The sequence below is a fragment of the Fibrobacter sp. UWH1 genome, from assembly GCF_002210365.1.
Taxonomy (GTDB): domain Bacteria; phylum Fibrobacterota; class Fibrobacteria; order Fibrobacterales; family Fibrobacteraceae; genus Fibrobacter.
Window position 1 is genome coordinate 17,855 of sequence record NZ_MWQG01000030.1, and the last position, 21,957, is coordinate 39,811.

The following is a 21,957-nucleotide window of genomic DNA, read 5'->3' on the forward strand; positions in this document are numbered from 1 at the left end:
TTTCCCGCAAAAAGGAGTAACGATGAACGTCTCTAGACTTTTGAGCCTGGTTGCAGGCTTTGGCCTCATGGCAAGCATTTCCGCTTTCGCCCTCCCCAAGGCTTCTGATATTTACCCCAAGATGGGTTTGGGTTACAACATCGGCAACACGATGGAAGTGCCCAACGATCCTACCAACTGGGGCAACATTGTGCCGAACAAGACCATTATCGATGGCATCAAGGCAGCCGGATTTAACACCATCCGCATTCCCTGCGCATGGTACACACATTCTACAAACGGCGTCATTGACGAAACTTGGCTCAAGACCGTCAAGGACGTAATCGACCTGGCTATCGCCAACGACATGTACGTGATGCTGAACAGCCACTGGGATAACGGTTGGCTGGAAGACAACGTTTTCGACGGCGCCCATATCGACCGCAACGGACAGAACAGCACTACCGACGCCAAGGCCATCGCCGAACTCCAGGGCAAGTTCTGGACCCAGATCGCCAACTATTTCAAGAGCTACGACGAACACCTGATTTTCGCCTCCGCCAACGAACCGGGCGTCAACGACCACCGCGGTTCTGGCGCCGCCTACACCGACAACGGTCAGCTGGGTTTTGGTGCAGACCGAATGAACATCCTTAAGGATTACCACGAAGCTTGCCTCAAGGCAGTGCGTGCAACTGGCGGCAACAACGAAACCCGTACCGTGATCGTGCAGGTTCCCCGTACTGAACACGACAAGGCCGACTTGCTCAGCGCCCAGTATCCCGAAGATCCGGCCGGTGCAGGTTACACCATGGCCGAATTCCATTACTACCCCTACCAGTTGGCCTTTATGCCCGCCGACGAAAGCTGGGGCAAGGTGTACTACTATTGGGAAGACCAGACCACCGGTGCTGACGCCGCCCATACTTGTTCCGGTTCCGCAACCGGTTCCAAGAGCGACATCGAAAAGACCTTCTCCAAGATGCAGAAGCTGTTCTCTGACAAGGGCATCCCTGTGGTGATCGGTGAAATGGGTATTGCAGGCCACTACACCCTTAGCGGTTCCGACCTGGAAATGCACCAGAAGGCTCGCGCCGCCTGGTACGGCTACACCGTGGCAACCGCCAAGAAGCACGGCCTCGTTCCCGTTGTGTGGGATACCGGCTTTGAAGGCACCTCCGCCAAGATCGAAGACGGCTCCATCAACGTGAACAACTTTACCATTATCCGCCGTCAAGCAGCTTACGGTTCCGATCTGGGTTCCGTTGTTGACAAGCAGGTCATGAACGCCATGGTCACTCAGTTCGCCGCTGCAGAAGAATACACCCCCGCACAAAAGATTGAAGTCAAGGAAGGCGACAAGGCACTTTGGGTTACCTACAACACCAAGATCAGCACCGCAAGCGAAACTGGTACCGTCCGCCTCAACTTCAACGGTGGCGTAGACTGGTCCCAGTACACAGCAATTTCCTTCCAGCTCCGCACCGAACCTGTTTCCGTCATTGGTTGCGTCGGTGATTCGACCAAGGGTTGCAATGGCTACGCCTGGACAAGTGTCGACGCCTTTGGCATGAGCACGGCAGCAAGCAGCTGGTCCGACTTCCATCTGGGAGCCATGGAAGACTTCAAGAGCGTACTGAACACTGTTACCATCAAGCTGGTTGACGCCGATGGCGACAAGGCAGACGGTCTCAAGTTCAAGGACAAGTCCAAGGTGACCGCATTCGGAATCAACATTTACGCCACCCAGCTCCAGGGCACCATGTACCTGAACAACATCGTCTTGATCAAGGCTGACGGCACTTGCGATACCCTCCAGAGCTTCGACGCTGATTTGCCGGATACCGATGGCATTGCCAAGGCTCAGCTCATTGACGCCAACGCAGACGGCACCGGTCCCGAATTTGTTGCAGGCATCAAGGCCGTGGCCGCTGTCAACAGCAAGATGTTCGTGAACGTGCAGCAGGGTTATGTGAATGCCACCTTTACCGCAGCCAAGGCAGGTGAAGCTTCCGCCAAGCTGATCAACGGTCTGGGTCAGGTTATCGCCTCCCAGAACTTCACCGCCCATGCAGGGGCCAACACGGTTCAGCTCACCACCGGCTACCGCGGCGCCGCCATGTTGCTGGTCAAGCAGGGCAGCCAGAAGTTCATGCAGAAGGTCATCCTGAAGTAATGAACTAGGTTCGCAAAAAAGTACTGCATACCTTTGATTACGGCCCCTCCCTGGAGGGGCCGTTTCTTTATAAAGTATGCGTTGTAAATTCCGATACCCATGTTGAGAACTCTACACCGGCTTTTTCAACAGCGGCACGAAAAAACAACTAATGCTCCAATCCGGAATATAAATTGTCCTTAAATAAAACTAAGGAGCAATTATGAACTTCAAAAATGCATTCGGTCTCGCCTGCGCCACTTCTTTGCTGGCAAGCGCTTCTGCATTCGCAGCACTTCCCAAGGCCGCCGATCTGGCAGGAAAGATGGGATTCGGTTTCAACATCGGTAACTCCCTGGAAGTCCCCAGCAACCCCACAGCTTGGGGCAACCCGTTCCCCACCCAGGAACTGCTGGATTCCATCAAGGCTGTTGGATTCTCTACCGTCCGTATTCCCTGCGCTTGGGATTCTCACGCTCCTAACGGTGTCATTACCGAAACCTGGCTGGACTCCGTAAAGACCGTCGTTGATTTCGCAATCAAGAACGACCTCTATGTGGTACTGAACATCCACCACGAAGGCGAAGATGGTTGGTTCCAGACTCACATCGGCGAAACTGTAGAAGCCGCAGTCGACACCAAGATGAAGAACTACTGGACCCAGATTGCAAACAAGTTTAAGGATTACGACGAACACCTGCTTTTTGCTGGTGCCAACGAACCGGGCTCTAACCTGGGTGATAATGACTGGAACGCAGCCCATGCTCAGACCTTGATGCATTACTACCAGACCTTCATTGACGCTGTCCGCGCTACTGGCGGCAACAACGAAACTCGTACCCTGATTATCCAGGGCACCAACACCGACATCGACAAGTCTGTCACCCACATCAAGCCCAACATGCTCCCCACCGACAAGCAGGCAGGCTACATGATGTTCGAAGTCCATTACTATAGCCCCTACCAGTACACCATCATGCCCAGCGAACAGGACTGGGGCGCACCTGGTGGCGAAAAGATTCTGACCCAGTATTTCTACGGTGATTACCAGAGTGCCGATGCCAAGCGCAACGCAGGCTACAACGCATGGACAAATTCCGTCGACGCTACCGTCAGCACCGGCGCCTACGTCGACAATCAGTTCCAGAAGATTGCCCAGGCTTACGGCATCCCCGTCCTGATTGGTGAATTCGGCGCCAACATCCGCTACCCGGAACTCAGCGGCGAAGAACTGCAGAAGCACATCGAAGGCCGTATCCAGTGGCACCGCGACGTGGCCAAGGCCGCCAAGAAGAACGGCGTCATCCCCGTTATCTGGGACATGGGTAACGAAAGCACCGAAGCTTACGACAATATGGCTTATCTCCGTCGTCAGTCCGCTCCCATGGGCAAGCTGCTTGACGCAGGCGCCATCAACGCCATCCGCGAAGTTTATGGTCTCCCCGCCATCAGCGGCGCCTCTACTCCCAGCTCCTCCCAGGTTGTGGAAGGCGACAAGGCTGTTCACATTTCTTACAAGACCGTACAGTCTGACTCCAGCGAAGCAGGTACCTTCCGTATCGACCTGAGCGGAGCAAACTGGAGCGACTATGTGGCCATTTCCTTCGACATGCGTGTCGCCGGTACTGTTGCAGGCCCCTGCCTGGATCAGACTCGCGACGGTTGCGGCGAATACGGTTGGGCAAGCGTTTCCCTGTTCAACATGTCCGGCAACTGGAAGTGGAAGGAAGTCAGCCTGGGCAACGTGGATTCCCTCGCTGCACTGGGTCTGAAGAACTACAAGGTTGAATTTGGTGAAAGCGCCAACCAGATGGCTATCGTCGACGCCAAGGGCATGAAGGCTATCGGCATCAACATTTACGGCACCCAGTTCACCGGCGACATGTACCTGGACAATATGCTCCTGTGGAAGGCCGACGGTACTGTTGACACCCTGAACAACTTCGACAAGAAATCTGGCACCTTCGATGGTATCGCAAGCGGTTCTCTCATTGCAGCAAACGCAACCGGCGACTGGGGTACATCTACTACTGCCGCCATCAAGAGCATCGCCGCTACCAACAACAAGGTGATGGTCACCGCCCAGAACGGTCTCGTTAGCGCCACCTTCAACGCCCACAGAAGCAGCCAGACTTCCGTCAAGTTGCTCAACAGCCTTGGTCAGGAAATCGCCTCCAAGAACTACACCGCCATGCAGGGCCTCAGCACCGTTCAGCTGAAGACTGATTACCGCGGCTCCGCTCTCCTGGTCATCAAGCAGGATAACGTGAAGTATGTTCAGAAGGTAACCCTGAAGTAAGCGGTAACGCTTCTAAAAAACTCAAAATCCTTGCGCGACTCAGGAGTGTGTTCCGCAAGGCGGGTCGGTAAAGTGGCGACATAGCCGACCCGGAGATTGTCGCCAAAAATTTGGTCCCTTGGTTTGGGAAGACGGTCGCAGACGTGCGGCCGTTTTTTTTATCCGTCCAGTCTGAAGATTTCGTCTAGCTGTTTGTCGTCCATGTCGGCAAGCCAGGTTTCGCCGGCGTTCACCGTCATCTGGGCAATAGCCTTCTTGGATTCCAGCAGGGCGTTGATCTTTTCTTCGAAAGTACCCTTGGTAATAAAGCGGTGGACCTGCACATTGCGGGTCTGCCCGATTCTAAAGGCACGGTCCGTGGCCTGGGCTTCGATAGCCGGGTTCCACCACAAGTCATAATGGATCACCTGGGAAGCCGCCGTCAGGTTCAAGCCCGTTCCCGCCGCCTTCAGAGAAAGAATCAGCACCTTGGAATCAGGATTTTCCTGGAAGTTCTTCACCATGGCATTACGCTGGGTCTGGGAACAGCCGCCGTGATAGAAATCCACCTGCAGCCCCATTTCTCGCTGAATCACTTCCTGGAGCAGGTCGCCCATTTCGCGGAACTGGGTAAAGATTAAAGTCTTTTCGCCCTGTTCCTGGATAGAGGCCAGCAGGTCCAAAAGCATACGGAGCTTTCCGGAATCTTCCACCTTGCCCTCCCCCACCTTCAGGAATGTTCTGGGATGGTTGCAAATCTGCTTTAAGGCCATGATCATCTGAAGAATCAGACCCTTGCGCTTGAACAGGCTGCCACCCGCCGGCACTTCGGCCATTTCCAGGACATCCGCCGTGGAATCGTCCATAGAAATGACGGATTCCCCATTCATAGCCGCCAACTGGGCCATAAAATCGTCCAGGGTATGCTTGTAGAGAGCCGCCTGGCTCTTGGTCAGTTCGGCGTATTCGTCCTGCTGGATTTTATCGGGCAGGTCGCTAATGATGGTCTTGTCAGTCTTCATGCGGCGAAGCATAAAGGGTGCGGTAAGATTCTTGAACCGTTCGGCCACCGCCTGGTTATTGAACTTCTGAATAGGAGTCTCGTACTTGTCGCGGAACTCGGCCTGACCCGGCAAAAAGCCGCGGTTACAGAAGTCCATGATGGTCCAGAATTCCAGCAGACGGTTCTCCACAGGCGTACCGCTCATGGCAATTTTCATGGGAGCCTGCTGGGCTCGCAACAGACGGCTCTGTTCACTGTCGGCATTCTTGATATTCTGGGCTTCGTCAATAATCACCACCTGCCAGCGCATGTCACGCAACTTCTTGTGATCCAGGCGGTAAGTGGAATAAGTGGTCAGCAAAATATGGTGCTGGAACTTGTCCAGTTTGCGTCCCGGGCCGTGATAAGTATAAACGGAAAGCTCCGGCGCAAAGCGGGCCACTTCCATTTTCCAGTTGCACAAAAGACCTGCAGGCACAACCACCAGCACGGAGCCGGGGCCAGGGATACCCTGTTCATCAAACCACCCCCGGGGTGTAATCTTGCCTTCCTGCTTGATCTTCAGCAAGAAGGTAATCACCTGGAGAGTCTTACCAAGACCCATGTCGTCGGCCAGGATACAGCCAAAGCCCATTTCAAGATTCTTATGCATCCAGGCATAGCCTCTTTCTTGGTAGGGTCGCAATGTGGCATTCAGACCTTCGGGTAACGTAAGGGAAGTATCCGCACGCCATTCATCCAGCTGGGCCTTCAACCCGTCGGTCATGGTAATGGGAACTTCGTCGCAGCGGCCCGTCAAGGCAGCCTGCAGCAGACGTGCCGTAGAGAATATGGTCTGTGAAGATTCTTCTTCCGAATCCTCAGACGAGCCGTTTTCCGAGCCTTCTGCTGTGCCCTCACCCGACGTATCCACCCCAGCGGCACCAGCCTTTCCAGAAGCCTTCTTGTCTTGCAGTCGCTGTTCCAGTAGCTTCAAGTCGTCTTCGCTGTATTCCACATACTGGGACTTCATCTTCAGAAGACCGCCGGCGTTCTTCGCCAGCTTCAAAAATTCCTGGGCAGAAACAGTCTCGTCGCCAAGGGCCACTTCCCAGTCAAAGTCCAACAGGTCGCTGGCCTTAAAGGCGCCAATGCCAAGGCTACCCTTAAGCCTCATCTGGGCCTTGGGCTTGGCAATATTCAACAGCGACTTGGGCAGTTCTGTCTTGATGCCGAATACTTCAAACTTCTTGATTCCATAGGTAACGAATTCCTTTAATTCGGCACCTTCCAAAATCAGCGTTTCCGACCCGCGATTTTCCAAATAAACCTTCATAGGCTTAAAGGTTTCGGCCACGCAGTTCAGCACATTCATCAACGCCAGAAGCCTCGGGTCGTTAGCGGCAAAAAGGTTAGCCAGGGGCGAGCGCACCTTGGTCTCGCCATCCTCTTCCACAAAAACTTCCAGGCCAACAGCCTTGCCCACTTCACCGCAGACAAACACAATCTGATTGTTGAAATCCAGGGAGTTGTAAACCGAGAACCACTTCTGGATTTTTGAGGGGATCTTCAGGCCGCCGGCAGCCAGGCGCCCGGATTTGCAGTCGAAGAAAAATCCCAGCAAGTTGTCGTGAACGCTTTTCTTGCTGCTCTGGGCCGTGCGGGAAAACCGCAAAAGTCGACCGATAAAAATGGAAAGGATATGTTCGGCAGCCTGGGCCAACTCCTTGCGCACCGGCACCTTTTCAGGCGGGTTCCCGGAATCGTCTTCAGCCCCTTCCTTGGCCACCATCTTCTCGTCAAAGGCGAAATCGTCGGGCACGAACTTTTCCAGTTCCATGACCACATTCAAGACGTCGGGGAGCATTTCGGCAGGGAGCCAGCGGACTTGTGCCGTAAAGCTGTTGACCCAGAACACCTGGGGGTAAATGGCACCGCAACGGACAAGGTAATAGGCCACCGTCAAAAGCTGGTGCAGGTAGCGCACCGTCACATGGTTATGCCACACGCAACTCTGGTTCAGGCGGCACAGAGCCCCCATGATGTTCTCTACCGCAAGGCCAGAGGCCACCACGCGGTCTTCTACCAGCTGGTCAAAAGTCCAGGACCAACCCTTGGCATGGATAACCTGCAGCCGTTCCTTTTCCATAAGGAAGGTGCGGGCGTGATAAATGCCGAAGTCCTGGGCGAACTGTTCGAAAGTTTCGAAATGATTGTAAAAGCTGCGGCACCGTTCCAGTTCGTCGACAAAGCTCTTCTTGAAGTTTCCGCCGGGGCAGAAATCCGGGAAGTTGGTGAGCATGGCCGGCAGCACATGGGAATAGTCCCGCCAGTCCTCAAAACGGAACATGGGAACGCGGGGCGTCTCTTCGCGGAATCCGGGAAACACATGGACCAGCGCCCGCTCCATGGGCACATCCGTTTCCACATTCTCGGGCTTGTAATCCTTCAGGAACGTCAGGTCCAGACCGTGAATCTTGAACAGCACCAGCGGGTCAGCGGCAATCTTTTCCGCCATTTTCAGAAAGGTGGAAATCACGTACTTGCAGGGCAGAGCATCCCTGCAATCGCAGTTCATGTTCACCCGGTTGGCTTCGTCAAACAGAGCAAGGCCGCTCTTTTCAAGCAGGATTTCGATGGAAGGGTTGATGGAATCGTGGGATATGGCCACCAGGTCTGCAGGCTGCTGCTTCAAGAGCCCTACGAAAATATCGGCCTGTTCCTTGGGGAACTTGGGAAATACGATGTAGTTGTCGTGGGAGCCCCCATTGGGGCCCTTCACCTCGGAACGCACACGGTTATCCATCACGTCTAGCGACGTGACTTGACCCCTCGCCACATATTTAAGGGCAACCTCTACATCATGGGACGATACGCCGGCAAGCAAGGTGTCGAGCCACTTCTTGCTCCACCACGTCCCTCCATAAACTCCATATTCCATAACGAGCGCAAATGTAATAAAATTACGGCACTTTTGTGCAGCTCTTCGCGCTCTACTTTCTGAATTTAGCCAAGGTCTGCTTCAGCTGTGCTACGTTAATAGGCTTTGCCAGGTGGCCGTTCATGCCCACTTCCTTGCACTTCTGGGCGTCTTCTGCAAAGGCGTTAGCAGACAGGGCAATAATGGGGATCAGGTTGCCATCCTTCTTTTCAGACAGGCGGATCCTCCTGGTGGCGTCATAGCCGTTCATCACAGGCATCATCAGGTCCATCAGAATCAAATCCAGGCTACCTTCAGGGGTACGTTCGAAAACCTTTACCGCCTCTTCGCCATTGTTAGCGCAAGTCACCACCAGGCCCATGTCTTCCAGGAAGTTCTGTGCGATTTCCATGTTCAGGGCGTTGTCTTCCACCAGCAGCACACGCATGCCTTCCACCGACACATTCTCGGTAGAAACCTCTTCCCTAGCCAGGGGATTGTGGTTGATCTTGAAGGGGACCGTCACGGCAAAGCGCGTACCCATACCCTCTTCGCTATGGACTTCGATATGGCCGTTCATCTTGTCTACCAGGCGCTTTACAATAGCCATGCCCATGCCGGATCCCTGGTAGGTGCTGCGGGCGTCGGAGTGCTCCTGGGCGAACGGTTCAAAGATATGCTGAACAAAATCACTGCTCATGCCAATGCCCGTATCATCCACGTGGAAGCAGTACACCACCTGGTCTTCCGTTTCGCTAATCATCTCGGAATGGCAGAACACGGAGCCGCCGTGCCTGTTGTACTTGATGGCATTGGTCAGCAAGTTCAGAAAAATCTGACGGACATACAGCGGGCTTCCAATAAGATCCCTATGCTTCAGGCTTACGCCGCAGTCATGATCCAGGGTCACGTTATTTTCGACAGCACGCAAACCGGCAATGGTATAGACATCCGACAGCAAGTCATAAAGGTGGAAGGGTTCCTCGGCCAGAACCGTGTCTGCATCTTCCAGCTTGCTCATTTCCAGAACGTCGTTCAGCAAGGAGAGCAAGTGGTTGGCCGCCGTGCGGGATTTCTTGCGGAACTCGTCGCGGGCCTCGCCCTCGATTTTCTTCATCTCGTCCAGTTCCAGCAAACCAAGGATTCCGTTCAGGGGAGTGCGGATATCATGGGACATGCGGGTCAAGAAGCTGGACTTGGCGGCGCTGGCACGTTCCGCCTTCTGGGCTGCGGCCTTCAGCTGAGCCTTGTAAACTTCTTCACGGGCCACCTCGTCGCTTACAGAGCGGATCACCCACAGCACACTGATACAGCGGCCATTGTCATCACGTTCCATGGCAATGAACTGACCTTCACCCCAGCCAATGTATGTACCCTTGAAGCGGACACTAATGGACTCGCGGCCACCCATGCGCAAAGGCAAGGTATCCAGGTTGGTAAAGTCGGTAATAACCTGTTCGTAGCCGGGCTCCACCATCTGTTCGCTCATGACCTTGAACTTTTCACGGGCATCCCCTTCCTGACCGATGAAGCTCTTGATGGCATCCACATCGGTGTGTCCCAGTTCGCGGAACTTGCCCGACGTTAAATCCACATAGTAAACACAGAAGTAAGCCCGTTCCAGGGCGGCAAAAACCTTCTTGCGGAATTTATCTTCATCCAGCAACATGGTCATGCGTTCCTTTTCCTTCTTTTCCTGGGTAATATCCAGGCCATACAGGATGCATTCCAGGTGTGAATTTCTGGGATTCATCAGCAAACGGACATGAATACGGCAAGGCGACAAGACCTCGTCCACAATAATGTTGTATTCCTGGTCAAAGGAAATATTACCGTCTACAAAGAACTTCTGCAGTTTTTCGCAAGAATAGTTCTGCACAAAGCGGATCTGTGACGCCTCATCGGGAATAAAACGTCCCATGTAAGCAATCAACTGGTCTACGGAACGGCAGTTCCTAAAGCTTTCTACAGAGCGGGACTTCCCGTTCAGGCCAAGCACCACGTTATCGGTTACATCCATGTGGAAAATTCCAAACGCATCGGGAATGGAAGCGAACAGCAGGCTCACCTGGCTTTCATAAAGCTTCTCGGTACGGCGGATGTTGGTAATGTCCCAGGCGTACTCGATAAAGACCTTGCGTCCCTTCCATTCCGAAACCACGAACTTCTGCGACAGCACGCGCTTGCCCACTTCAAGTTCGTCTTCCTTGATCTTTTCGCCATCCATCTTTTCCAGCAGACAGAACGGGCAGGGGTTATCCAGACCCACCAGATACTTATGGCAGACCGCCCCCGACACAGAGGCTCCGGGAATAAAGGCCAGGCTTCGTGCAACAGGGTTCGCATACAGAATCTCGTGAGTCACATAATCGCACACGATAATAATCTGGTTCGAATGCTCAAAAACCTGCTCAAGAATCTCGGAACTGTCAGCCATTTCTCACCTCTATAAAAATGCGGCAAATTACAAAAATCTTACATCACGAAATATAAACAAAAAAAAAGTCCCCCGGAGGGGACTCTCCAATCTAGACCGCAAACAGGGCCTATTTTCGTCTAGAAGATTGAATTAGGAAGTCTGCTTCTTGTTCACGTGGGCTTCTACCACGTTGATCACGTAGTCGCCCAGGTGTTCACAGGCATTCACCACATCCATGTAGTGCACCGACATCTGGTAATCATACTTCTTGTCGTTGATGTCCACTACGTTGCGTTCCTTCAGGCTCTTGCGGTAATTGTTGATTTCATTTTCCACATTGCGGGAACGGTTATAGTCGGCACCGGGCTTGCCCTCTTCCACCTCGATCATATAGTCCAGAGCCACATTGCACAGTTCAATCATGTGGTTGATGTGCTTGTACTGATCTTCGGTAAAGTCGTCCTTGCTACGGAACTTGTGGTTGATGGCGCGGGCCATGTTGTAGCAGGCGTCGCCGATACTTTCCATTTCAGAAATTTCACGGAGCATGGAACGGATGTTGCTCTTACTTTCAAGGGAGAGTCGGCCTTCGCTGACCTGGTTCAGGTACTTGGCGATTTCCACTTCCATGCTGTCACTGATGCCTTCATACTTTTCGATGCGGCTGAAGATCTTGGTAAACTCGTTTTCGTCCTTGGTAGTCAGAAGGTCGGGCACCATATTGAACATCTTCTTGCAGCGCTGGGCGAACAGCACGATTTCCTTGCGGGCTTCGAACAGAGAAAGTTCTGCGGTGCTGAGGATACCGCCGGTAATGAACTTCAGACGGAATTCGTCGTCGTCGGCCTTGTCCTTGATAATCTTGCAGATGAGCTTTTCCATGGGCTGGATGAACCAGATCAGGATCAGCACGTTGCACACGTTAAACATGGTATGGAAGCCTGCCACCGCAAAGGTAACGCCATCCTGGGCGGCCTTGACTTCTTCGGGAGTAGAAGGCTTGATAGAAGGATCGAAACCCACCAGGCTGCAAACCAAGTTGATGAAGGGATGGAACACGCAGAGCACCCACACCACACCGAACAAGTTAAACAGCATATGGGCAAGGGCCGCACGGCGAGCCTGGGTCGAAGCACTGAGGGCAACCACGTTAGAAGTGACGGTGGTACCGATGTTCTCGCCCATCACCAGAGCGATACCCTGGTAAATTTCGAGAGCGCCGCTGGAGCAGAGGATCAAGGTGATGGCCATGACTGCGGCAGAAGACTGCACACACATGGTCATAATGCTACCGATCAGCAAGAACAGCAAGGTGCTGGCAAAGCCCCACTGGCCGCAGGACTGCACAAAGCTCTGCACCGCCGGGATGTCGCCCAGGTGCATAGAGGCACCCGTGGTTCGCAGGGTGGTAATGGCGAACAGCATGAAGGCCAAGCCGAACAGGAATTCACTAAAGCTCTTGGTCCCGTTCTTCTTGGAGTAGCTCATGATGATACCCAGCACAAAGCAGGGGTAAACCAGGTAGAGCATGTCGAACTTGAACCCCAGCACCATGATCCAACCAGAGATGGTGGTACCGATGTTGGCGCCCATGATAATAGAAATGGCCTGCTTCAAAGTAAGCAGACCAGCATTAACGAAGCTCACGGTGAGCACGGTAGTAGCGGTAGAAGACTGGATGGTGGCAGTGACTGCGGTACCGGTGGCCACACCCATTACGCGGTGTTTAGTCATGGTACCCAGCATGGTACGCAGAGTGTTTCCGGTGAGTTTCTGAAGACCTTCAGACATGGTCTTCATACCGAACATCAAAAGTGCAAGACACCCAAGAAGGGTGAGCACAGCGAGTTTCATGTCCACAGCGGGCATATATTTTCCTATCTAGCCCATCCACAGGGCCGAGTTTTGCGCCGTTATCGGATCGTACAAGCGGATTCGCATTCGCAAGAGCGCTTTCACAGTAGTTCTGCTAGTCCGGGCTCACGGCGTAGTTTTCTGTTTGTATCAAGTGCGGCTAAATATAGAAAAACATGTGCTTATTTGGAACGGACCATGGCAACAGCCTGGCTGGCAATGCCTTCACCGCGGCCAGTAAAGCCCAACTTTTCGGTGGTGGTGCCCTTGATGCCGATCTGCTTTACGTCGAGGTTCAGCACGCGGGCGATGTTTGCCTTCATCTGGTCCTTGTGGGGGTTCACCTTGGGGCGTTCGCACATGACAATGGCGTCGATATTGATGATGTCGTAGCCAGCCTTCGCCACTTCCTCACCCACCTTGCGCAAGAGCTCCAGACTGTCGGCACCCTTGAAGGCAGGGTCGGTGTCCGGGAAGTAGGTTCCGATGTCGCCCAGGCCTGCGGCACCCAGCAGGGCGTCGCTAATGGCGTGGAGCAGCACGTCGGCATCGCTATGGCCCAGCAAACCCTTTTCGTAGGGAATGTCTACGCCGCCGATAATGCACTTGCGGCCTTCCACCAACTTGTGAACGTCAAAACCAATGCCAGAACGATAAATCTTATCCATATTTAAAACCTCTTTTATTTACGCTAGGAAATATAAAAAATCCCCGGGTTGCGTTTTTCAAGCTGCCGGGGAGATTTTGAATGTTTGTAGAACGACGATATTTAAGTCTGTTAATTAGTCCAAAGACTCACCTTCATCATTAAGCGACTGGAAGCCATAACCGCAATCCTGGCTACATTCCAGAAGAGACGAAGTGCATTGTTACAGAAAGAACCGCGAGACGCAAAAGTAAAGGCTATAAACTTTTTCATAAGCCAAAATTCCTTCTTAAAATTTTCTCCAGCGCTGAAAAATAACAAAAAGCAAAAAAAATTCCCGGCCTTTCTGAAGGTCGGGGTTAAAATGTGTTCCGATTAAGGAGTTTTTATGCAGCATGTTCCTTTATCTCCTCGGTAGCCGGATTTTCAGTTACCGAGTCGTCAGCCAGCTTGGCCGTCTTGCCGCGGGTTCGTCGGCTATCGACCTGAGCCAGCTTGGTCTTGACCGCATCGTTCACGGAATCGATGAACTTGTCACAGGAAGCATCCCCCTGCGCAGCAAGAACCACAGCCTGGAACGCAACCAGTTCAAAAGCCAGGGAGCACTTGCGGCGAAGCTTGAGGCCACACTCATGTTCCCGCTGGCCATTTTCCGCATTACGATCCATGGCAGCCCTTTCGAAGTTCTTGTTGGCTTCGTCAAGGCGATCCACCCAGGTCTTGAAACCGCAGGCGTTCAGCACATCTTCGCCAAGGCCCCGCAGGCCGTTCACGACGTCATCCACGTAGCCCGTCATCTGCACCTGGTTCAAGCGAGACATATTCGAATGTTCAAATATCTTCCACACCTTGGCCCCGGCTTCTGCGGCACCCTCGTTAGGATAGTCCGAAGCCACGCTGGCCGCCTTGCGGCACTTAGAGAACAGGTTGCGTCGTTCCTCGTGCAGCAAGCTGGCCACATGGCCAACTGATTCGTCTGCATTCTTGTCCATGTATCTGCTGAACTCATTGTAAGCCAACTCGTAGTCCCTGACCAGGGGTAGCATCTGCTGGGCAGTCAACTCCTTGGCGAACTGCACGCCCGCGCTGTGAATTCCCTTGAACTCATCGTTGCGCATGGTTTTATAATGGATGTTCTTGATCTTCTTGAATTCATTCATATTTTTACCTCTTTATTTTTACGTTATCAACATAACGTTCGTTTGTTGAGACAAGCATAAACTACAAAGTTCGTTTTTTCCAGACCAAGAATTTCAGGATTTTTTTGAACATTTTTCCAAAATCTGCATTTTTCGTTCAAAAAAGCCAATTTTATCGCAAAAAAAAATTTATTCCTTTGTATGGCAGAGCCCATTCCCCTCACATCCTTGCCACTTTTTTCGAATGCAGAGCACTTTTCCCTGAGGGAATGAGTGCATTTTTTTCGTGCAGAGCGTTTTTCCACCGCAGTGAAAGTGCAACATTTTACGGCAGAGCGGAATTACGTCTCACGGAAAGTGCAAATTTTTTCGACAGAGCGGAATTCCGTTTCACGGAAAGCACAAAATTTCTTGACAAAGCAAAATCCCGCCTTTGAGAAGGCGGGATTTTGCTTGGCAGAGCCCTTTTCCTTCGCAGGAAAGGCACTCCGTTTTTAAAATTTGCAAAATTCCGTTTTGCGGAAACTGCAATGTTTTTGGATTTTGACTAATTCAACCTCTTGAAAGAGTCCCAACCTTCATCATCTGCAGGATCACTCTGACTGGCACTCAGCAAGGGAGCCGCAGTCTGAACATCCACCACAGTCATCTGGGGAGCTTCGTATTCTTTCTTTTCGATTTTCACGTTCATGATTCCCCCTACTTGACCATTACCGGTGTGCGGTCGTTAACGTAAACGCCATGAGCCTTAGGCGTATTCAGGCTACGGCCAGCGGCATCATGCCAGCGACCAGCCTTGGAAGCTGCAGTAGTCTTGACAGTCTTGATTGCAGTGACGTCTTCGTCACCGTTTTCATCGGAACCTGCGCCAGGAACGGACGGATTCACGATATAAACAGAGAAGGTTTCGGGCAGGTCTTCAACAGAAACAGCCGGAGCAAAAAGCGGCTCGCTGCCAGGAACGGCAGGCTTGTTTTGAGCGCGACCATCACCGCATTCACCCTGCATCATGTATCCGCGCATCGGATCCACAGCGACACCGGACTTGACCTTTATAAACTGGCCAACTTGGACAGAACCTGCGCCATCCACATAATTCTGAGCATCGGCTTCAGAAAGAGCAAAGCCAGCGAATCCATACACCTTGCCAATTTCGTCCTCATACTTGCCGCCATTCTTCCAGCCCTTAAGGGTCGTGGTTCCCATCATTCGCCATCCGCCGTTATTTGCACACGGATTATTCCAGGCATTGCCAGCAGTATTTGTATCAACGGTAGCCAATAATGTTACGGGAGATTCGTTGAAAGAGATCGTTTCACCCTCAGGCACAACGATATAAGCCGCATAAGAAAAAACAAACTGATCTTCTCTATACAAGCCAACCCTTGCGTTATCAACATCTACACTAGCCAACCTGTTGAATGTCGCACCGGAAACATTACCCGGAGCAATCTTAAAAGGCAGCATAACGGTTGCGGAAACACCATTTTGAAACTTACGTCCCAATTTTACAGAATCCACCACAACATCTTTACTAATGTTGAAAGTTCTTTGAGCTTCAAGAACGGTAGCCACCAACTTGCCATTCACGCTATCAAACTTCACACTGCCTTCAGCAAGCTTATTCAGCTCAGCCAACGGGCTTCCATCCACATCTACTGCAAAAGCGGACACGGCCAGCGCGCCTGCAAACAGAGAAAGGAACAAACGTTTCATTCTTAAGACTCCCTTTGATAACATTACCAAACCAGGGTAAATTTAAAAAAACAGAAAAAAATTTTCAATATTTTAAAATTGGGCTATGTTCTTTACGACCTAAAAACTTTTCGTCCCAAATTTAGGTTTTACCATATATATGGCAATATTCGGCCTGCTTTTTCTGTATGTTCTATCACATTTAGCACTTGATTTTTGATGTCCATAATAAAAAACATATTTTTTCAAGGCACTTACAAAAAACTTACACTTTTTCATTGATTTATTCCTATCTTTTTCATAGCCTTTAAAAAAAGTTTGGTGTCTTATGTTTACAGAAATCAAGAGTTTTCTCGTAAATGCGCATATGAATCCCCAGGAGCTTCGAGCCTCCCAGGAGGCCATCGATAGCAGAAACCGCAGAACCCTAAATGCGTTTTCGTTGCTTTCCATGGCAGCTTTCGCAGCGGCGACCGCGGCTGCACTTTCAGCAGACATCAACGGTATTTCGCAGAAGGCCACGGGTTACATCGCAGCCCTGGTTCTGTCCATAGTGATCTTTCTGGCCAACAAGTTGCTCGTGCCCAGATTCCCACAACTTCTGCACTCATTGGAATTTGCGTTCGAGTGTGCGCTTTATGCCGCAGGCATGTTCCTGACGTTCGTCAATTCCCCGGAACAGTTGACCATTACCCTATTCGGCATGTACCTGATCGTACCTCAACTTTTCGCCACAAGGCCTTTCCGAGTAACAGTCCTTACCATCGTTGTCGCCCTATCGTTTATCGCCCTCTATTACGGCACCGACATAAAACCCGCCGCAATCCGCATGCAGGAAATTGTCAATTCGACCATTTTCTCTTGCGTGGGTATATTCCTGGGCTGCTGCGTGAAAAAGGCCTTGCTGGAGCGTTTTGTTTTTGAGCATCGCGAAAACCTGGCCAACAGTAAGGAACGCAAGATGCAGTTGTTGCAGTGGAAGTCCATGGCCAACATCTACATTTCTATGGCGCAGGTCGACATGGATACCGACGAGTTCACCATGATGCGAACCAACCAGTTTATCCAGGACTCCCTGCCCACCGAAAAGAATTTTACCGTTTGCGTCAAAAAAGTGATGGAAGCCACCACGGATCCCGACTACTTGGAAGAGGTTCTCGCCTTTACCGACATGACCACCCTGAAGGATCGACTGAAGGACAAGAACACCATCACCCACGAATTTTTGGGAAAACATTTCGGATGGTGCCGCGCACGTTTCATCGCCGTGAAAGATAGCGAAGAAGAAGTTCTGCACCGCGTCATCTATGTGGTTGAAAATATCGACGAACAGAAGAACCGCGAAGCACACTTGACTTCCATGGCAGAAACCGACGCCATGACGGGATTGTTCAACCGCCAGGCCGGATCCACCAAGATCAAGGAAAAATTGTTCAACAAGGTGGATGGTATGTTCTGCCTTTTCGACATCGACAAGTTCAAGCAGGTGAATGATACGCTGGGGCATCAGGCTGGCGACGAGGTGATTATCGCTACCGCAAAGGCACTGCGCAAGGCTTTCCGCGACAACGACATTCTGATGCGCTTGGGCGGTGACGAATTTGTGCTTTTCGCCAAGGATATCACTACCGAGGAACTGGGCGCAAGGGTTATCCAGAGATTCTTTAATACGCTGGAAAACACCCAGGTGAAGGGCCTTGAAGATTATCGCATTTCTGTAAGCCTAGGTGCAACTATCGCAAAGGGCGGCGAAGCAAACTTCGATGAGCTTTACAAGCAGGCGGACGCTTGCACTTACGAAAGCAAGAAAGTTCCCGGCAAGTCCTTCACGTTCTACCGCGGTTAAGCGAAAACAATCCCCAAAATTCTTCCCTATTTAAAACCAACATTTATTCGTGAGTGCTGGGAAAAAAGTCGCCCCCGAAATAAGGAAATCGCCCCGACTTTTTCGTGAAGGATACAAAAAAATCCCGCAGGCTCTGCGGGATTTTTTAACGCTGTATTTGTTCTGCTTCGACTAGAGTGTTACAAGAACGTTCTCGTATCGATAGAACGAAAGTTAATCCAGGGATTCACCTTCATCATTAAGCGACTGGGAACCATAACCGCAATTATCAGAACAACAGAGCGGAGTCGCAACACCGTCCATCTTCAAAACGGTCATTTGAGGAGGACGTATTCTTTCTTTTCGATATTTTCGTTAATATTCATTTTTCACTCCTTACTTGACGATTACTTGCTTGCTGTAGAAGGAACCACGATTGGAAGGTTTCTTCTTCCGGGTCAATCACTTCGCCACCAACAGAAGGATCAACGGTCTTTATAGAATTGAGGCGATAAAGATCCGCAGCCGCTCTAATCTGATAACAGCCACGAGAATTTTTAACCATATTTACTTCTGCAGTGGGAGTCCATTTTATTAACATAATGTTTCCACCTGGTTTATTTTGTTACAAAAATAAAAATACGGATTATAAGCTGTAAATTTTTTTCCAACCCCCTTGTGATATTCATCACTACGATTTTTATAAAAATTTTACACTCCTAAAAAAAAACACCTTTTTCCCCTATATTCCAATCTATTGCGACTTTTTTTTAGTGACACCAAGAGACCACTTAACTAAATTTGGAACTGAATTTTACCTAAGAAGTGGGAACAACATGATACGTACCCTAAAAATTTCAGCAGCAGTTGCTATCGCCGGAGCATTCTCCGTCGCCCAGGCTGCCACCACCTGTACTGACACTCCGAAACAGTACGGACCTATTTCTATCCAGAAGGCTGGTTCTAAATGCTTCGCTGTTATCGATGCCGACGGCCCCAACCACAACGATCCAGTAGTAATTACAGAAACTGAAACCGTGGACTCTGTTTATTACTTCAGAAAAAATTCTGCTACATCCGCAAAACAAACTATTGTATTGCCCGTATATCCATCTCAAGGATGCAAACCGACAGCTACCGGCGCGAACTTAAGCAATATTCGAAAAATTTATATAAACACAAAAACAAATTGGACTGTACTTACAAATCCAATTGTAACCTCTTCCGCCGGATTTGAAGCAAACCATCCTTACCTAATTGAATTTAGTGAAGAGGATAGTAACGGATTATATTTCAAACTGGGCGGAAATAGTTGTACATTTGACCTGAAAACTACTGATGGTGCAGCCTCTACCAATTATTCAGCAGACCCGGATCCCAAGGCACCCACTGGTTTAAACGGAACCTGGGAATTCAGGGGTGTTTACACCACAAAGACCTGGGACGCGAACGATACAGAACGTAAGAATTCCTATGGTTTTGTAGGCGAAAAAACAAAAGGAAAGATTGGTGAATTTAAGAAGGCTGGTGCAGACGCTAGCGTTCCGCCCCTTCGCGCTTATTTAGTTTACAACAGCAATGGTGTTTTGGCAAAGGCCGCACCGGGATTGTCCTTTGCACCCGCAGCTGACGACTCCGACTTGCTCTCCGCATCAATGGACGTTATCGAAGATGTAGAATGTTTCCAGGATGGCGATGGCATTTTTGAAGTTAAAAATGTACTCGTGAAAGACGCCGAAGGAAACCCTGTTTTTGATGACAACGGTGATGCACAGTATGTAAGAACAGCCTGTATCGACGGCAAGAGCGATGCAAGACTGCAGACGCTGGATATTCCTGAAGACGTCGTTGTAGACTCTATTGCTTACAATAGGGAATTTGTAATCGGCAACGCTTGGAATGCCCCTTTAGCAGCCACAACAATAGTCCTTCCTTTCGACGCCACATATGGATGTTATGAAGGAGCAGCTTTTTACAAAGCATTGTACCTGGGAAAAAATGGCGAAGACTGGACCATTTACATAGAGGGAAACTCACAAGATAACGAACTTAAAGCTAATACGCCATACTTCGCAATAGCTGCACAAGAAAACATTCATTTCCGCGCAACGAACCAATGGAACGGATCCTGTAGTTACGTTTTAAACACATCCAGCGGCATAGCCTCCCTTCCCTTCGAGTCAAACGCTCCTGGCATTTGGAAACTTATGGGCACCTACGAAAAGATCTCCTTTGACGAAAATACAAAGAAAGGCGTCTATGGCTTCGCCGCAAATTCTCAAGGAGACAATATTACCGCAGGCCAGTTCATAAAGGCGGGTACAGGAGCAACTGTTCCGCCCATGCGCGCCTACCTCAAGTACAACAGCGCAGGCGTTCTTGCCAAGGCTGCAGCCGGCGCCGAAATCGCAGAAGAAGATCTTCCAGAAACCATCACCGTCAAGTTTATTGATGGCGACGGATCAACAACCGCCATCGGCACCATGAACACCACAACCGGTGAAATTTCCATGGACGAAAACAAGTGGTTTGACATGAAGGGCCGCATGATGAACAAGAAGCCCACAGTCAAGGGAACATATTACAACAAGGGCCAAAAGGTCATTATCAAATAAGGGAATAGGAAAATGGAAATGAAAGAATACGTCGCACCGAAAATGACCATCGTCGACATGAAGTTTGAATCTTCCCTGCTTGCAGGCTCTGGTGAGGGTCCCGATGTTCCGGAATACGAAGGCGAGTTCGGCCTCAACTTCGATGTTGAAAACAAGAAGAACGCCTAAGTTTCGAGAATCTTGAAAAAGCCCGGCCTCATTGAAGTCGGGTCTTTTTTATGCAATAAAATTCGGTGGTAATTTTTTTCATACCTTGCAAAGGCCGCAGATTCTTCCCTATTCAAAGCGTCAATAGCACGAAGCCACTGAGCCAGCCGACTATGGTCATCCTTGAAGTACTCAGCGTGTTTCAAGAACTTTTTCACCTCCACGAGGGTGATTGTCTGTTTACTGAAATACACGAGATCGTTCTGAGTCCGCATCTGGATTGTATAACGGTAATCCTTGCAAACTTTCCACGGGTACGTATCGAAAAGTTGAAAGCTAATTAGATTCAAGTTGTCCAGCGGACGCATGTCGTTTGGGGGCACCATACGGCTTGTATGACGGGCAACATAAAGCATCAACCGATCGCTAAAAATCGAGCTACCATTGTGCTGAACCTCCACTGAGATGATATCATCAGGAGGCTTTGTTCCGCAATATACAGGATGAACTTTCCGCAGCAAAACATCAGGTTCAACGTTCTTAAAGCCAAGTTCTCCGGGAATGTAAGGATTCGTGAGTGTCGGATTCTCTATACGTTCTTCGCCTTGCAAATTAAGAGCTGCATTCACCAGATCCGTGGTCAAGTCAAGATTTTCATTGCTTGCTAGAATTTTCTTGATGCAAGCATCGTTGTAGATATACACATTCCGGTCAGCATAAGGCTGAAAGATGTTATCAAGATCCTCGGGTCTTGCCCCATTTTCATTCGCCACCCTCAATTTTTTCAAAAGTTCGGCAAATTCTTCTCGTGTCATGTTACTCTTTATTCTTGTTCAAATGCCAAATAGCAGTTGAGGCGGAGTGAATTTTCCACCTGCTATATAACACGACTTTTTCAAGACGACACTCCCGTTTTTTTTGATTTTTTTCATCCCAAAAACAAAAAAGGAACCCTCCGGCTGGGGGTTTTCATTTTATACAATAAAAAAAGGACCCGCGAGGGGTCCTGACGTTATGCGAAATGCTTGCAGCAGCTATTTGCCACTCTTAAGCCGTTCGATTTCTGCCTTGAGAGCAGCAATTTCAGCCGCATTATCGGCAAGAGCTTTGGTCTGATTGGCCAGTTTCGCATCTTTTGCCTTGCTTGCCGACTCCATCCTGCGAACCTTGCGTTCAAGGGCGCGGTATTCGTCTCCGGCGCTCACAAAGCCAAGCCTTTGTCCAATACTCTGGAAAGCCATCTTCAGCTCCTCCAATGCCTTGCGGCTGACATACTCATCCAAATATAACTCAATCTTACTTA

Annotated in this window: 15 protein-coding genes; 5 read left to right on the forward strand and 10 right to left on the reverse strand. The window is 50.4% G+C overall.

Going from position 1 to position 21,957, the window contains the following annotated elements; translation table 11 throughout:
* Positions 1 to 22 precede the first annotated feature (22 nt).
* Together B7992_RS12395 and B7992_RS12400 are read left to right on the forward strand one after the other, a co-directional pair.
* Positions 23 to 2,155 (forward strand): glycoside hydrolase family 5 protein, encoded by a 2,133-nt coding sequence (locus B7992_RS12395; protein WP_176421945.1) that lies wholly within the window; start codon positions 23 to 25, stop codon positions 2,153 to 2,155.
* A gap of 202 nt (positions 2,156 to 2,357) precedes the next feature.
* Positions 2,358 to 4,433 carry a glycoside hydrolase family 5 protein gene (locus tag B7992_RS12400; protein WP_073157344.1) on the forward strand — a complete coding sequence of 692 codons (2,076 nt, stop codon included), beginning with the start codon at positions 2,358 to 2,360 and terminating at the stop codon, positions 4,431 to 4,433.
* 158 nt (positions 4,434 to 4,591) lie between these two features.
* Here B7992_RS12400 and B7992_RS12405 read toward each other — a convergent pair whose 3' ends face one another.
* The 7 genes from B7992_RS12405 to B7992_RS12430 all read right to left on the reverse strand — a co-directional run bounded on the left by B7992_RS12405 (position 4,592) and on the right by B7992_RS12430 (position 16,088).
* Complete coding sequence (locus B7992_RS12405; RefSeq protein WP_088666417.1) at positions 4,592 to 8,335, reverse strand: SNF2-related protein; 3,744 nt, start codon at positions 8,333 to 8,335, stop codon at positions 4,592 to 4,594.
* Between the two features lie 52 nt (positions 8,336 to 8,387).
* Positions 8,388 to 10,751 (reverse strand): ATP-binding protein, encoded by a 2,364-nt coding sequence (locus tag B7992_RS12410; protein WP_088666418.1) that lies wholly within the window; start codon positions 10,749 to 10,751, stop codon positions 8,388 to 8,390.
* 132 nt (positions 10,752 to 10,883) lie between these two features.
* A complete protein-coding gene (locus B7992_RS12415; protein ID WP_073235707.1) occupies positions 10,884 to 12,587 on the reverse strand; it encodes a Na/Pi cotransporter family protein in 1,704 nt (567 codons plus the stop codon).
* Between the two features lie 182 nt (positions 12,588 to 12,769).
* Positions 12,770 to 13,255: a 2-C-methyl-D-erythritol 2,4-cyclodiphosphate synthase gene (ispF, locus tag B7992_RS12420; RefSeq protein WP_073157352.1), complete on the reverse strand. Its 486-nt coding sequence runs from the start codon at positions 13,253 to 13,255 to the stop codon at positions 12,770 to 12,772.
* Between the two features lie 364 nt (positions 13,256 to 13,619).
* The gene (locus B7992_RS12425) at positions 13,620 to 14,393 is read right to left on the reverse strand and encodes a DUF6261 family protein (RefSeq protein ID WP_073157357.1); all 774 of its coding nucleotides are present in this window, start codon (positions 14,391 to 14,393) and stop codon (positions 13,620 to 13,622) included.
* Between the two features lie 526 nt (positions 14,394 to 14,919).
* Positions 14,920 to 15,063 carry a hypothetical protein gene (locus tag B7992_RS16740; RefSeq protein ID WP_176421946.1) on the reverse strand — a complete coding sequence of 48 codons (144 nt, stop codon included), beginning with the start codon at positions 15,061 to 15,063 and terminating at the stop codon, positions 14,920 to 14,922.
* Positions 15,064 to 15,071: 8 nt separating this feature from the next.
* A complete protein-coding gene (locus B7992_RS12430; RefSeq protein ID WP_088666419.1) occupies positions 15,072 to 16,088 on the reverse strand; it encodes a hypothetical protein in 1,017 nt (338 codons plus the stop codon).
* Between the two features lie 346 nt (positions 16,089 to 16,434).
* Between B7992_RS12430 and B7992_RS12435 the strand changes: the two genes are divergently transcribed.
* Positions 16,435 to 17,913, forward strand: a complete 1,479-nt coding sequence (locus B7992_RS12435; protein ID WP_073287559.1) for a GGDEF domain-containing protein — start codon at positions 16,435 to 16,437, stop codon at positions 17,911 to 17,913.
* Positions 17,914 to 18,274: 361 nt separating this feature from the next.
* Here B7992_RS12435 and B7992_RS12440 read toward each other — a convergent pair whose 3' ends face one another.
* Positions 18,275 to 18,457 (reverse strand): hypothetical protein, encoded by a 183-nt coding sequence (locus tag B7992_RS12440; RefSeq protein ID WP_139258220.1) that lies wholly within the window; start codon positions 18,455 to 18,457, stop codon positions 18,275 to 18,277.
* 271 nt (positions 18,458 to 18,728) lie between these two features.
* Between B7992_RS12440 and B7992_RS12445 the strand changes: the two genes are divergently transcribed.
* Positions 18,729 to 20,507 carry a hypothetical protein gene (locus B7992_RS12445; RefSeq protein ID WP_088666420.1) on the forward strand — a complete coding sequence of 593 codons (1,779 nt, stop codon included), beginning with the start codon at positions 18,729 to 18,731 and terminating at the stop codon, positions 20,505 to 20,507.
* Between the two features lie 12 nt (positions 20,508 to 20,519).
* Positions 20,520 to 20,675: a hypothetical protein gene (locus B7992_RS16745; protein WP_170932261.1), complete on the forward strand. Its 156-nt coding sequence runs from the start codon at positions 20,520 to 20,522 to the stop codon at positions 20,673 to 20,675.
* Here the strand turns inward: B7992_RS16745 and B7992_RS12450 are convergent.
* On the reverse strand, positions 20,672 to 21,469 hold the full coding sequence (locus B7992_RS12450) for a PD-(D/E)XK nuclease family transposase (protein WP_088666421.1): 798 nt from the start codon (positions 21,467 to 21,469) through the stop codon (positions 20,672 to 20,674). The genes B7992_RS16745 and B7992_RS12450 overlap by 4 nt on opposite strands.
* A gap of 219 nt (positions 21,470 to 21,688) precedes the next feature.
* Positions 21,689 to 21,957 (reverse strand): hypothetical protein (locus B7992_RS16750; RefSeq protein ID WP_217897611.1); only part of this gene is annotated, 269 nt, incomplete at its 5' end.

Coding starts and splice junctions, on each gene's coding strand:
- B7992_RS12395 (WP_176421945.1), top strand. CDS start 23: ATGAACGTCTCTAGACTTTTGAGCCTGGTTGCAGGCTTTGGCCTCATG.
- B7992_RS12400 (WP_073157344.1), top strand. CDS start 2,358: ATGAACTTCAAAAATGCATTCGGTCTCGCCTGCGCCACTTCTTTGCTG.
- B7992_RS12405 (WP_088666417.1), bottom strand. CDS start 8,335: ATGGAATATGGAGTTTATGGAGGGACGTGGTGGAGCAAGAAGTGGCTC.
- B7992_RS12410 (WP_088666418.1), bottom strand. CDS start 10,751: ATGGCTGACAGTTCCGAGATTCTTGAGCAGGTTTTTGAGCATTCGAAC.
- B7992_RS12415 (WP_073235707.1), bottom strand. CDS start 12,587: ATGAAACTCGCTGTGCTCACCCTTCTTGGGTGTCTTGCACTTTTGATG.
- ispF (WP_073157352.1), bottom strand. CDS start 13,255: ATGGATAAGATTTATCGTTCTGGCATTGGTTTTGACGTTCACAAGTTG.
- B7992_RS12425 (WP_073157357.1), bottom strand. CDS start 14,393: ATGAATGAATTCAAGAAGATCAAGAACATCCATTATAAAACCATGCGC.
- B7992_RS16740 (WP_176421946.1), bottom strand. CDS start 15,063: ATGAACGTGAAAATCGAAAAGAAAGAATACGAAGCTCCCCAGATGACT.
- B7992_RS12430 (WP_088666419.1), bottom strand. CDS start 16,088: ATGAAACGTTTGTTCCTTTCTCTGTTTGCAGGCGCGCTGGCCGTGTCC.
- B7992_RS12435 (WP_073287559.1), top strand. CDS start 16,435: ATGAATCCCCAGGAGCTTCGAGCCTCCCAGGAGGCCATCGATAGCAGA.
- B7992_RS12440 (WP_139258220.1), bottom strand. CDS start 18,457: ATGGTTAAAAATTCTCGTGGCTGTTATCAGATTAGAGCGGCTGCGGAT.
- B7992_RS12445 (WP_088666420.1), top strand. CDS start 18,729: ATGATACGTACCCTAAAAATTTCAGCAGCAGTTGCTATCGCCGGAGCA.
- B7992_RS16745 (WP_170932261.1), top strand. CDS start 20,520: ATGGAAATGAAAGAATACGTCGCACCGAAAATGACCATCGTCGACATG.
- B7992_RS12450 (WP_088666421.1), bottom strand. CDS start 21,469: ATGACACGAGAAGAATTTGCCGAACTTTTGAAAAAATTGAGGGTGGCG.